Origin of the sequence: Algoriphagus algorifonticola (genome assembly GCF_007655305.1) — a bacterium.
In the GTDB taxonomy this organism is placed as follows: domain Bacteria; phylum Bacteroidota; class Bacteroidia; order Cytophagales; family Cyclobacteriaceae; genus Algoriphagus; species Algoriphagus algorifonticola.
The window spans coordinates 79,792-92,023 of the sequence record NZ_VLOG01000052.1; the positions used below are offsets into that span (position 1 = coordinate 79,792).

12 protein-coding genes are annotated in these 12,232 nt (G+C 39.7%); 10 read left to right on the top strand and 2 right to left on the bottom strand.

The window, feature by feature from the left end:
• From FL972_RS13525 to FL972_RS13545, 5 genes are all read left to right on the top strand, one after another.
• Positions 1 to 540 (top strand): hypothetical protein, encoded by a 540-nt coding sequence (locus FL972_RS13525; RefSeq protein ID WP_144605998.1) that lies wholly within the window; start codon positions 1 to 3, stop codon positions 538 to 540.
• Positions 521 to 1,711, top strand: a complete 1,191-nt coding sequence (locus tag FL972_RS13530; protein WP_144606223.1) for a M20 metallopeptidase family protein — start codon at positions 521 to 523, stop codon at positions 1,709 to 1,711. Before FL972_RS13525 ends, FL972_RS13530 begins: the two co-directional genes overlap by 20 nt.
• A 101-nt stretch (positions 1,712 to 1,812) precedes the next feature.
• Positions 1,813 to 2,586 carry a S1/P1 nuclease gene (locus FL972_RS13535; RefSeq protein ID WP_144606000.1) on the top strand — a complete coding sequence of 258 codons (774 nt, stop codon included), beginning with the start codon at positions 1,813 to 1,815 and terminating at the stop codon, positions 2,584 to 2,586.
• Positions 2,587 to 2,672: 86 nt separating this feature from the next.
• Positions 2,673 to 4,535 (top strand): tetratricopeptide repeat-containing sensor histidine kinase, encoded by a 1,863-nt coding sequence (locus tag FL972_RS13540; protein WP_144606003.1) that lies wholly within the window; start codon positions 2,673 to 2,675, stop codon positions 4,533 to 4,535.
• A 10-nt stretch (positions 4,536 to 4,545) separates the two neighbouring features.
• Positions 4,546 to 5,196 carry a response regulator gene (locus tag FL972_RS13545; protein ID WP_144606005.1) on the top strand — a complete coding sequence of 217 codons (651 nt, stop codon included), beginning with the start codon at positions 4,546 to 4,548 and terminating at the stop codon, positions 5,194 to 5,196.
• Here the strand turns inward: FL972_RS13545 and FL972_RS13550 are convergent, their stop codons facing one another.
• Positions 5,197 to 6,576, bottom strand: a complete 1,380-nt coding sequence (locus FL972_RS13550; RefSeq protein WP_144606007.1) for a methyltransferase RsmF C-terminal domain-like protein — start codon at positions 6,574 to 6,576, stop codon at positions 5,197 to 5,199. It lies immediately after the preceding gene.
• Positions 6,577 to 6,676: 100 nt separating this feature from the next.
• Between FL972_RS13550 and FL972_RS13555 the strand changes: the two genes are divergently transcribed.
• The 5 genes from FL972_RS13555 (at position 6,677) to FL972_RS13575 (ending at position 11,151) form a co-directional block, all read left to right on the top strand.
• A complete protein-coding gene (locus FL972_RS13555; RefSeq protein ID WP_144606009.1) occupies positions 6,677 to 7,036 on the top strand; it encodes a DUF1304 domain-containing protein in 360 nt (119 codons plus the stop codon).
• Positions 7,037 to 7,051: 15 nt separating this feature from the next.
• Positions 7,052 to 7,894, top strand: a complete 843-nt coding sequence (locus tag FL972_RS13560; protein ID WP_144606011.1) for a fumarylacetoacetate hydrolase family protein — start codon at positions 7,052 to 7,054, stop codon at positions 7,892 to 7,894.
• A 53-nt stretch (positions 7,895 to 7,947) separates the two neighbouring features.
• Positions 7,948 to 8,421, top strand: coding sequence for a hypothetical protein (locus FL972_RS13565; RefSeq protein ID WP_144606014.1), 474 nt, complete (start codon positions 7,948 to 7,950; stop codon positions 8,419 to 8,421).
• A gap of 9 nt (positions 8,422 to 8,430) precedes the next feature.
• Complete coding sequence (locus FL972_RS13570) at positions 8,431 to 8,859, top strand: secondary thiamine-phosphate synthase enzyme YjbQ (protein ID WP_091653426.1); 429 nt, start codon at positions 8,431 to 8,433, stop codon at positions 8,857 to 8,859.
• 87 nt (positions 8,860 to 8,946) lie between these two features.
• Positions 8,947 to 11,151, top strand: a complete 2,205-nt coding sequence (locus FL972_RS13575) for a DUF5916 domain-containing protein (RefSeq protein WP_144606016.1) — start codon at positions 8,947 to 8,949, stop codon at positions 11,149 to 11,151.
• A 49-nt stretch (positions 11,152 to 11,200) separates the two neighbouring features.
• Here FL972_RS13575 and FL972_RS13580 read toward each other — a convergent pair whose 3' ends face one another.
• On the bottom strand, positions 11,201 to 12,196 hold the full coding sequence (locus FL972_RS13580) for a TlpA family protein disulfide reductase (protein ID WP_144606018.1): 996 nt from the start codon (positions 12,194 to 12,196) through the stop codon (positions 11,201 to 11,203).
• Between the last annotated feature and the right edge of the window lie 36 nt (positions 12,197 to 12,232).

The following is a 12,232-nucleotide window of genomic DNA, read 5'->3' on the forward strand; positions in this document are numbered from 1 at the left end:
ATGAGAGTTGTCTGGTTATTTGTGCTTTTGATTGTTGCAGTTTCTTGCAAAACATCTAGCTCTGCAGTAGATAGCGCATCTTCTTATGAAAACTACTCTGAAGATTTGACCTCATCGCTGCCTTCCTATCCTAACTTTGAGGAAAGGAAAGAAGCACAAAAAGCAACTGAACCAGCCACTTCTCCTCAGGCGATTGACAATCAACTGGAGCAAATAGCCAAGCAGCAATATGAGAAGAATAAATCCGAACCGTATTTCAATGGTTACAAGGTGCTGGTTTATTCGGGCTTGGATAGGGATTTAGCTTTCAAAACTCAGGAAAAAATCAGCATGCTTTTCACTGACGTTAAGCCAGCCATTCAATATGAGCAGCCCAGGTACTTGGTGAAAGTAGGAAAATATGCCTACAAGGTGGAAGCATTAAAGACTTACCATCTGATCAAAACTGAATTCCCATCGGCGCGGATTATTCAAGATCGAATCTTGAGGAAAGAATTTACTGTGCCAAGCCAAACCAATGATGTTGAAGGACAAAATTAAATCGCTTGCCAAAGCGTATAAAGAGGAAGTAATTCAAAATAGACGTCATCTCCATTCCCATCCGGAATTATCCTATCAAGAGTTTGAGACAGCAAAATTTGTCAAGTCTAAACTGGAAGAAATAGGAATCGAAAGCTTGGAGCAAAAAGCGACAACGGGATGGACTGCCTTGATCAAAGGAAAAAACCCGGATAAAAAAGTAATTGCTCTTCGTGCGGACATGGATGCTTTGCCTATTATTGAGGCAAATGAGGTTTCTTACAAGTCTCAAAACCCTGGAGTAATGCATGCTTGTGGGCATGATGCACATACAGCTTCCTTATTGGGTGCTGCCAAAATCCTCAACGAGGTAAAGGACCAATTTGAAGGTACCATCAAGCTTATTTTTCAGCCGGGAGAGGAAGTTGCCCCGGGAGGTGCATCTTATATGATCAAAGATGGAGCCTTGAATAATCCACGTCCCAATGGTATAATAGGTCAACATGTGATGCCTTTCATTCCAGCAGGAAAAGTTGGGTTTCGTCAAGGCATCTATATGGCTTCTGCAGATGAGCTTTATGTCACTGTGAAAGGTAAAGGAGGACATGGAGCTATGCCGGAAACGCTAATCGATCCGGTATTGATTGCTTCCCATATGATTGTAGCTTTACAACAGGTGATCAGCAGAGCTGCAAGCCCTAAAATCCCTTCGGTACTTTCATTTGGTAGAGTGGAAGCTTTAGGAGCTACTAATGTGATTCCAAATGAGGTGAAAATTCAAGGCACTTTTCGAACCTTGAATGAAGAATGGAGAGCGAAGGCTCACCAAAAAATGCTTCAAATCGCAAAAGGAATCGTGGAAGGCATGGGTGGAGAAGTTGACTTCGAAATAAGAAAAGGCTATCCATTTTTGCAAAATGACCCTGAATTAACCGCAAGAGCTACAGAAGCAGCTAGAGAATATTTGGGAGAAGAAAATGTGATAGACTTGGATATCTGGATGGCAGCAGAGGATTTTGCCTATTATTCTCAGGAAATTGACGGTTGCTTTTACCGCCTTGGAACCCGAAATGAAGCCAAAGGAATAGTATCAGGTGTTCACACACCTACTTTTGATATCGAGGAAGATGCTTTGGAAATTGGTGCCGGATTGATGGCTTGGTTGGCTGTGGCAGAACTCCAGAAAGCTTAATACTGAGTTGACATTTTAATCATTTAGCTTAGCTAAATTTGAATGTAAAAATCAGTTTCTACAGGTTTCATTGAAGCGAAAAAACAAATACTCATAAAAGAATGAAAAGATTCAAAATAGTAGGTATCATCCTGCTTTTTTCCTTAGTATCTACCCAAAGCTTTGCCTGGGGTCAGTTGGGACATTATCTGATTGGCCTAATGGCCCAGAGGCAGATGAAAGAATCCACCGTGAAAAGGGTGGAAAAAATTATTTATCCGATGTCCATAGCTCGTAGTGGCACTTGGATGGATGAAATCAGGTCAGATAGCACGTTCAATTATGCCACTACCTGGCATTATTTGACCAGCAAAAACGGAGAATATGACCCTGCACATCAGGAAAAAGGCGGAGATGCTTACGAGGCAATTCAGCGCTTGAAAAATGAATTGAAAGCAGGTGGATTAACTCCGCAGCAAGAAGCAGAAAAGTTAAAAATGTTAATTCATATGGTGGAAGATATCCATCAACCACTTCATGTAGGTACAGGGGAAGACCGTGGAGGAAATGATGTGAAGATTGAATTTTTCGGGAATCCCACTAATCTTCATGCACTTTGGGACAGCGGAATGATAGAAAGACAGGGCATGAGTTATTCTGAAATAGCCAATGAACTATACAGAAGAATCACTCCTGAATTGCAAAGACATTATCAGTCTGCAAGCATGCAGGATTGGTTGAAGGAAGCGGTAAGCTTAAGACCTATGGTGTATGATTTGCCGGAAAATAAAAGAATCAGCTATAGCTATATGTATCAATATTATCACGTAGCTGAAGAAAGGATGGTCGCTGCAAGTGTGAGATTAGCGCAGATCTTAGAAGAGATATATGGCTGATCAAAAGTCTGATTAAAGCTTTTAGCCTTTGATTCTTAGGAGTCAAAGGCATTTTTTTTATATTGAAATACTATTTATTAGTTTTTATGCGAATAATTTTTCTATTACTTCTATCCTTTATTTCTATTGACTCTTTCAGCCAAAATAAAGAACTGAAAAAAGAGTTAGGGAGGATTTATTCAAACCTGGATTCTGCTGATAATTATTTAAAGGAAGCACAGCATAAATTAAAGTCTAAAGCTGACTCAGGGATTTACTTTTATTTCGAAGCGGAGAAACTTAACCTTCAGGGTAAAAATATTGAGGCTAAGCGTGCTTTTTCAAAAAGTATAGAGTTTATAGACCCATCGCTGAACCCTGAATTAATTTCTCTAGCATATATCCGACTGACTAGAATAGATCAGGCAGCGGGCCAATTTGATCTCGCCTTGAATCATGCGCAGGATGGAATTGACTTTTCACTGGTTTCCGCTGATTCCAATAATTTGGCTTATCACCTTTTGGATATTGCAGTAATTCATCATGATATGGAGGATTATTCCAAAGGAGTGGAATATGGAAAAAGGGCCATTGAAATTTTAGATCAATATTCTAAAGCGAACCCAATTTACAGAGCATTCGCGCTGAATAGTATAGCGATCAACTTTGACGATTGGAGCAAACCTGATAGTGCTTTATTCTACCACTTCAAAATAATTGAGGATATGGAGAATTTGGACAGCATGCGTGTCATTTTCACTTTCAATAATATTGGTAACACCTTCATTAAGCAGGAAAGGTACGATGAAGCCAAAAAGTGGATAGAAACTGCCTTGAAACTCAATCAGAAAGATGGGTATCCTGCATACGGATTAGCTACCAATTACACCAATTTGGCCAACATCGCTTATAATTTAGGGAATTATAGTGGAGCTCGCTCCTTGATGGACAGTGCAGCTTACTATGTGGCACTAAGTGGATCGACGGAGAAGAAAAGAGATTATCTGTTTGAAGAATATAGATTTCATAAGGCGAAGGGAGACTTGCCCAAGGCTATGGACTTTTTGGAACAATACAGTGCCCTAAAAGACACCATCTTTCAGGAAGAAAGGCTGATGGCAATGAGTGAGATGGAAGCTCGGTACGAAGTAGAGCAAAATGAAAGGGCTTTAGCTGAATCAAGAGCTGCTTTGGCAGAAAATGAACTAATAGTCGAAAATAGGAATAATCAACTTTTGTTGCTTTTGGTGTTTTTATTACTGTCTTTGGGGATAGGCTTTTTTATCTACTATAGGCAAAAGACAAAAAATCGTCACCTCAGACAGGAAGCAAAATTGCAAGCCATCTATGCAGAGCAGGAAACGCAAAAAAGACTGAAGACACAAAGGGATGAAATTGCTTCGGATCTACATGATAATATCGGTTCCCAGTTGACCTTTATCGTGTCTTCTTTAAGCAACTTGAAATTTGTCGATTTGCCGAAAGAGAAAATGGCTCAAAAAATTGATCAGATTTCAGGGTTTACTGTGGAGACAGTCAATGAGTTGAGAGATACTATCTGGGCCATGAACAAGGATAGTATGACCATTGAAGATCTGCGAGGCCGTGTTTCAAATTTGATAGCCAAGGCCAAGAAGGCTTGTCCTGACACAGACTTCGAATTAATTATAGACGAAAATGTGGATGCGGGTCATCGATTAAATTCTTTGGAAGGCGTTAATTATTATAGAATAATTCAGGAAGCATTGAATAATGCGATTAAGTATGCTCAAGCGAGCAAGGTGCAGATTCAAATCATTCAAGGCATGGATAAGGTCCGCCTAGTGGTCAAAGATAATGGGTCTGGAATCAGTGAGACCAATCCTTTCGGAAATGGACTTGGCACCATGAAGACAAGAGCCAGCAGAATCGGTAGATCTATGAAAGTAAATACGGCCCCTGATAAGGGCACAGAAATAGTGATTGATTAACCCATCAATTATGGCCATTAGAATTGCAATAGCTGAGGATAATTCATTTTTGCTGAAGGCGATTTTGGAAAAACTATCCTTTTATCCGGATCTTGATGTAAAGTTTTACGCTTCAGATGGTGAAGAGTTTTTAGAAAAACTGGATAAAAACTCCAATATCCACCTTGTCTTAATGGACATTGAAATGCCTAAAAAAAATGGTATTGAAACTGTGGAGATCCTCTCGAAAAAATTTCCTCAAATCAAGACTATTATGCTGACGGTTTTCGACAATGATGAAAACATTTTTAAGGCAATTCAGGCAGGTGCTAATGGATATTTTCTCAAAGAAGTGAATCCACCGGAACTCTATCAGGGAATAATCGACACCTTGGATGGAGGGGCAGCGATGACTCCATCCATTGCTCTAAAAACTTTGAAATTGTTGAGAAATCCTCCTCAGTTTGACGATAAAAATATAGAGGCCAAGCTAACAGCCCGGGAAACAGAAATCTTAGAGCAAACTGCTAAAGGGTTGAATTATAATCAGATTGGGGAAAATCTTTTTATTTCTCCGAAAACGGTTAGAAAACATCTGGAGAATATTTACAGCAAACTGCAGGTACACAATAAAATGGAAGCAGTTCAAAAAGCGCTTAAAAACCGAATTATAGAAGGCTAATTAGAGTGTCCGAATTCTCCATTCTTTGGGATAGTAATTATTGCTTCGCCCGCCCAGGTTTTTGATCCAGCCTAAAGGCAGACCTTGATAACAAATCAGGACCCAGCCCAAAGGAATCTCTTCGATCTCCAAATCTTTTTTCCTCAAAAAATCCAGCGCTTGTTCCAAAGAGGCATTGAGCAAGTTGAAGCCATTTTTGGGTAATGTGGATAAAGCCCACTCTGCAGATGGGATCCAGTCGTTTTTCTGTTTTTTCCCTAATTCAACGCCAAAATATCGGATGCTTAAATGTTGGCTTATTTTTTCAAAATAGGGCTTCCAGGTAGCCTCAATTCTAAAATAAGAGTCATTTAGCTGATAGTATTGTCCTGATGGTTGAAAACCTAATTCCTCATCCAAAGCCTGAGATTCTTTTGGACTGACTTCCTTCAGAAAAGGATGCTTGAAATCTTTGATTTTTCCAGGCGAAAGAGAAAAAGCATCTCCTGGCCTCTTGAAAACTGTGATAAAAAAGCCTTCTCCTTCTACTAAATGGGGAAAAAATCGATATCCGTAAAAAGTCCCTTCTTCGGTTTCTACTTGGCTTTCCCGGATATTCCAGTTCTCATCAAGAGGGATTCTTACTGGTTCGTAAGAAAACTCAGACACCATAAACCGGATTAAATCTTCATTTTCCGACTCATTAAAAGTACAGGTACTATAAATCAAATAGCCATCAGCTGCTGTGAGTGCACCGGCTTTGTCCATGATTCTTCTTTGCCTGGATGAGCAAAGTTGCACATGATCAGGGGACCACTCTGTTCTAGCCTGTGGATCTTTTCGAAACATCCCCTCTCCAGAGCAAGGGGCATCCACCAAAACGAGGTCGAAAAATCCTTCCAGAGGCTCAAAGTGCTCGGGATCATTATTGCTAACCACCGTATTACCCAAACCCCATTTGATGATATTCTCTTTCAGAATTTGAGAACGGCTTTGTAGGACTTCATTGGCAACCAACAGCCCCTCATTTCCAAGATAAGTGCTTAATAAGGTGGATTTTCCTCCTGGTGCGGCAGCCAAGTCCAGGTAGATTCCTTTAGGTATCTGTAGGCTATGTAAAATATGTTCGATAAACATAGAAGATGCTTCCTGAACATAATAAGCTCCGGCGTGAAAACTGGGGTCTAAAGTAAAGGAAGGGCGCTCTTCCAAAAAATATCCATGCTTGGACCAGGGAACAGGCGAAGCTTGATATCGAAGCTTGAATTTTTTGAATGGGTTGAGGCGAATAGAACTTCTACTATCCTGATCAATGGCCTTTTCGAAAACGTCATATTCTTCGTTTCCGAGTAACTCTCTCATTTGAGTTTGAAATGCGGGAGGAAGTTGAAGTTTATCCATATAATTCAGGTCTCAAAGATAGGCAATTGATTTTACTCTGATTTGGATTCAAGCCTTCCTGAATGCTCCAAAATATCTGTAAATTCAGGAAAAAACGGATATGCAACTCTTAATCTCCCTATTAATCAGTTTGATAGCAGTCGAGCATTTATTTTTCTTTTGGTTGGAGTCTATTGCCTGGGAAAGATATGGCCGAAAGGTTTTCGGAGGATCTAAGGAGTTCTTCAAAACCACCAAGTCTCTTGCCGCAAATCAAGGTTTATACAACGGCTTTGTTGCTACTGGCCTTATTTGGACCTTTTTTCTGGAAAATGAGCTGTCCATTTCTGTTCGAATATTCTTTCTGGGATTTATCGTAGTTGCAGGAATTTTCGGGGCATACACCGTTTCTAAAAAAATCTTTTGGTTTCAGGCCTTTCCTGCTTTCATTGCATTTATTCTGATTCTCAGCTTTTCATAAACCTATAGCCTAACTATGAAACTATATAAATTAGCCTCGGCAACCCTTTTAGAAGTAGATCAAGCGTTTTTGCTAGGCCCAGAATTAGACTGGGATCATTTATTAGGTAGAGAAAATTTAAAATCTCTCTTGAATAATGAGTCCAAAAACTGGGAAAGTATCTCCTCATCCAAAGCAGAGGAGTTATTAATTGAGGAAATCTTGGCTCCATTGGGAAACCAGGAAGTTTGGGCTGCCGGTGTCACCTATTACCGAAGTCGAACTGCAAGAATGGAAGAATCTCAAGATTCAGGTGGGGCTGATTTTTATGATAAAGTGTATGCAGCCGATAGGCCAGAACTTTTTTTTAAAGCTACTGCATCGAGGGTTTCTAACCCCGGTTCGCCCGTGAATATCAGAAAAGACTCCTCCTGGGATGTTCCCGAACCTGAATTGACCTTACTTTTAGCTCCTTCCGGAAAAATCCAGGGCTTTACAATCGGTAATGATATGAGCAGCCGGAGTATTGAGGGAGAAAATCCACTCTATCTACCCCAAGCTAAAGTTTATCAAGGATGTGCTTCCATAGGGCCATGTATTTGGATTGGAAATAAGTTGGAGGAGGAAACTGAAATTAAATTGGAAATTAAAAGAGGAGGAAAAACCCAGTTTGAAGGAAAAACCAATTTGACACAATTAAAACGGAAACCACAGGAATTGGCCGATTGGTTATTCAGAGCAAATACATTTCCTATTGGTTGCTTTTTGATGACAGGCACTGGAATAGTTCCTGATAATTTTACGCTGGAGGATGGAGATCAGGTTTTGATAAGTATTGAACCTATGGGTGTGTTAGTCAATTCAGTGAAAAAGATCTAATGACTGTATCAGATTAGAGCTTAAAAGCGTAATGACTTCATAAATAGATTATCATGAATAAATTCTGCTGTTTTCTCCTGACTTCATTGTTTGCCCTTTCTTCTTGCACTGAAGCGATCAATCCTGACAAGTCTGATTGGGAGGAATGGGCACTTACAGAATCTTTTTGCAACTTTTGCCTCAATCCCGGAGATGTAAAGACCTATGATCAGGCGGACACAACCTATGTTTACCGATTTATGAAAGACAGTTCTTTTGTTAAAAACATTGGTGATTATGTGCTTTCCGGTAAGTTTCAGGTCGAAGAGAATAATGACAATTTATTTTTATTGTTGAATTATGACGAAGAGTCCGTGCTTTTGAGCCGTGACAATCCTAGTAATAGGCAACTGATCCACACCTGTTTTTCAGGTCAAGAGTATTTTTCCTGGGATTCCGAAGGAAGGTTATTGGGTTCATGGGGAGCATGCGATGGGCCCACATTGATATTTGAAAAGACGAGCGATACCCAAAGCATATTTTTTTAACTTGCCGATATGAGTCAGTTTTTTCAAAAAAAATTACGTTTGCCCAGTTATCCACAAGGCTATCATTTAATTACTGAAAAAATAGAGGCTGCCATTCCTGAAATTGAACAATTTCAAGTCGGTTTTTTGCAGGTTTTTATTCAGCATACCTCAGCTGCCCTGACTATTAATGAAAACGCTGATCCTACTGTCAGAAAAGACTTCCAAACCTTTGTAAATGAATTGATTCCCGAAACTTATCCACGGTTTATCCACACTTATGAAGGTCCGGATGATATGCCTGCTCACATTAAAGCCAGTTTTTTCGATTCCAGCCTTCAAATTCCGATTTCTGGTGGAAAACTATCCTTGGGAATTTGGCAGGGAATATATTTATGTGAATTTAGGCGAAATGCAGGCTCCAGAAACTTGGTGCTGACTGCCTTTGGTACTCGCTGAAAAACGATAAGCATCACATCTTACCATTTGTAAAATTCTCAGAGTCAAAGCTTCAAACAATTCTAATTTTGTGGCATCGACTAAACCATGAGAATAAGCCAAACTATTATTTTGTTTGGGTCCTTGCTGCTATGCTCTGCTGCATATTCTCAGCAAGCTCCCAATGCCTTCGCTTTCAAAACCAGTGAACCCATTGTCTTGGATGGAATCCTCGATGAAGAAATCTGGGGTCCTGAGGGTTGGAACTCTAATTTTACCCAATATTTTCCTTCCGATACCAGTCAAGCTCAAGCGCAAAGCAGAGTGAAGATCGCATTTGATGATCAAAATATATACATAGCTGCGGTCATGGAAAATACAGGTCCTCGCAAATATGTTTCTACCTCTTTGAGGAGGGACTATAGAGGAGAGCAAAATGATGGGATCAGCTTTGTATTTGATACCTTCAATGATAAAACCAATGCCTTCCAATTTGGTGTCAATCCTTACGGGGTACAAAGAGAAGCTCTTTTGGCAAACGGTGGAGCTAGAGGTGACGATCTAAACTTGGCTTGGGATAACAAATGGTATGCGAAGGCAACAATTTTTGAGAACCATTGGCAAGTAGAGGCAATCATTCCTCTTTCCACATTGAGATTTCAGGATGGTGCCCAAAATTGGAATGTCAACTTTTACCGGATTGACAGTCACTTGGGAGAAAGAAGTACTTGGGCGCCTATTCCGAGAAACTTCTCTATTATATCCACAGCATTTAGCAGAAAGCTGATATTTGAAGAACCACTTAGCAAAAAAGGAGCGAATATTTCCATAATTCCTTACACGGCAGCCCGAACTGCCAAGAATTTTTTGGAAGGAACAAAAGAGAGCTTGACCCCTGCAGTTGGCGGGGATGCGAAAGTTGCCATTGGACCTGCCCTGAATCTGGATCTAACAGTTAACCCAGATTTCTCTCAGGTAGAAGTAGATCAGCAGGTAACAAATTTGGATAGATTTGAGATATTTTTCCCGGAAAGAAGACAGTTTTTCCTCGAAAATGGGGACTTGTTTGCCAGTTTCGGCCATCCTCTAGCCAGACCGTTTTTCTCCAGAAGAATTGGGGTAGACAGGGATGAAAATACTGGACAGAATGTTCAGAATAAAATTCTGTATGGTGCTAGGCTCAGCGGGAAAATTACTGATGACTGGAGGGTAGGCCTGATGAATATGCAAACAGCCAACGATGAGCAAGCCGGGATTACCGGGAAAAATTTTAGCGTTCTTGCCTTGCAGAAAAAAGTTTTCAACCGATCAAATATTGGTTTGATTGTAGTTGATAGAGAGTCTTTGGCTTCAGAAAATGAACAGGGCCTTTTTAATCCCAATGATTATAACCGCCTGGTAGGTTTAGAATATAATTTGGCATCGGCTGATAACAGATGGACTGGGAAAGCATTTTACCATAAGACATTTGAAAAGGGAGTAAGTGATGAAACCGGAACTTTCAATGCCTACATTTTATACAATGATTTGCACTGGAATTGGAGCTTCAGTTTCCTGGATATTGGAGAAAATTATAATCCTGAAGTTGGCTTTACGCCAAGGACAGATTATAAGCGTTTGAATCCGGACCTTTCGTACAGTTTCTTCCCTAAAAGCAACATTATTAATAGGCATGGTCCTAAAATTGATTTTGAATATCTGTGGAATGATGGATTGGGGATGACTGATAGAGATATAGAACTGAGTTATGAAATTAGATTTCAGTCCCTTGCGCAGCTGACTTTTTCCAACACCTATAGTTATGTCTATCTTTTCAGTCCATTTGATCCTACTCGAACAGGTGGAGAAAGACTTGCTGCAGGCACTGATTACAGTACCCAGAGATTTGGGATTGATTTTAGAAGTAATCCGAGATTGCCCTTTAATTTTTCTCTTCGAAGTGAGTTTGGAGAATATTTTACAGGAAATATTGCTTCCATTCGAAGTGAGATGGCCATCAGAATGGGTTATACAGCAAATATCTCTATGAATTTTTCTTACAATCAGATTCGTCTTCCGGAACCACAAAATGATGCGAATTTGCTTCTAGTGGGTCCAAGAATCGATTTGACATTTAGCAAAAACCTATTCTGGACAACCTTTATCCAATACAACAACCAGATTGATAACCTGAATATTAATACTAGGTTACAGTGGAGATATGCCCCTGTTTCCGATTTCTTTGTGGTGTACACCGACAATTATTTTCCGGGAGATTTCATCCCTAAGCAAAGAAGTTTGGTGTTGAAGTTGAATTATTGGTTGAATATGTAGTAAGGTTTTTTCAAAGAACCATAAGGAAAAACAATTGGTTTTTTTGGTCTTATGGTATTGGTTTGCTAAAAAGACTTTCGACTCTCTTTGTGATTCTTCCCTTTATATATCCTTTCCAAATTTGCTCGATTTGTCCCTCTGGAGAGATAAGAATATAAGTAGGCCAAATAGAAATTTGGTAAAGATCTGTGACATAGCCAGTCTCATCCCAGAGATCTGTCCAAGTGATCATTTCCTTATGTTTTTTTGCAGCATTCAGCCAAATTTTTTTGCTATTATCATTCCAGATGCTCATCACGCTGAGTTGGTTTCCATATTGCTCATGTATTGACTTGATCTCTGGAAGTGCGTCAAGACAGGGCTTGCACCCGGAAAATGAAAACTCCAAAAGCCGATAGCGTCTATCATAATCAGACAGTGACACCATCTCTCCTTCCCGACTTTCCAAATTAAAATCTCTTGCAAGATCTCCTTCTTTGGCAATGTAATTTTCTTGCTTTAATGATAATTGTGCAACAAAGCGTTTGAATGAGTTGAAGCTTTGTAGGTCTTCAGAAACTTGTGAAAGTGCAATCTCCAGCTCTTCCTCTGAAAATGCGTTAGATTTTTTCATTAGCCAATTTAACCCCACTTCCTTGTCCAGATTTTCTAAAATCAAGGATTTTTGAAGCGAAGTTTCTGCTCCAGCAATTTGCCTAGAGAGCTCGTCATAAGGATGAATGGGTTCGATTTGGAGAGAGGGGATATCATTAATGTTACCAGAAATGAGATAATTTCCCTGCCCAATCCAAAAGGTTTTTCTACCCAAGACTTTTCCATTGTTTTTAAGATGCAAAAATAAAATTTGGCTGGGTCTTTCGAGGTCTACTTCTATAACGCCTTTTATTTCTTCGGTATACTGATATCCTTTGTCTACAAAGCTGGTTTGAATAAAGTCTTTTCCCGATAATTTGCCTTCGATTTGAAAACTTATTTCGGTTTGTTGGCCAAGAAGAGAATAGCTCAAACCTAAAAAGAGTACTAAACTGCCGTAAAATATTTTCATTATAAAAAAGGATTTTCTAGAAAAACGGGTTTAACT

Excerpts from the sequence above, each read along its gene's own strand:
- FL972_RS13525 (WP_144605998.1), top strand. The coding sequence starts at position 1 with ATGAGAGTTGTCTGGTTATTTGTGCTTTTGATTGTTGCAGTTTCTTGC.
- FL972_RS13530 (WP_144606223.1), top strand. The coding sequence starts at position 521 with ATGTTGAAGGACAAAATTAAATCGCTTGCCAAAGCGTATAAAGAGGAA.
- FL972_RS13535 (WP_144606000.1), top strand. The coding sequence starts at position 1,813 with ATGAAAAGATTCAAAATAGTAGGTATCATCCTGCTTTTTTCCTTAGTA.
- FL972_RS13540 (WP_144606003.1), top strand. The coding sequence starts at position 2,673 with ATGCGAATAATTTTTCTATTACTTCTATCCTTTATTTCTATTGACTCT.
- FL972_RS13545 (WP_144606005.1), top strand. The coding sequence starts at position 4,546 with ATGGCCATTAGAATTGCAATAGCTGAGGATAATTCATTTTTGCTGAAG.
- FL972_RS13550 (WP_144606007.1), bottom strand. The coding sequence starts at position 6,576 with ATGGATAAACTTCAACTTCCTCCCGCATTTCAAACTCAAATGAGAGAG.
- FL972_RS13555 (WP_144606009.1), top strand. The coding sequence starts at position 6,677 with ATGCAACTCTTAATCTCCCTATTAATCAGTTTGATAGCAGTCGAGCAT.
- FL972_RS13560 (WP_144606011.1), top strand. The coding sequence starts at position 7,052 with ATGAAACTATATAAATTAGCCTCGGCAACCCTTTTAGAAGTAGATCAA.
- FL972_RS13565 (WP_144606014.1), top strand. The coding sequence starts at position 7,948 with ATGAATAAATTCTGCTGTTTTCTCCTGACTTCATTGTTTGCCCTTTCT.
- FL972_RS13570 (WP_091653426.1), top strand. The coding sequence starts at position 8,431 with ATGAGTCAGTTTTTTCAAAAAAAATTACGTTTGCCCAGTTATCCACAA.
- FL972_RS13575 (WP_144606016.1), top strand. The coding sequence starts at position 8,947 with ATGAGAATAAGCCAAACTATTATTTTGTTTGGGTCCTTGCTGCTATGC.
- FL972_RS13580 (WP_144606018.1), bottom strand. The coding sequence starts at position 12,196 with ATGAAAATATTTTACGGCAGTTTAGTACTCTTTTTAGGTTTGAGCTAT.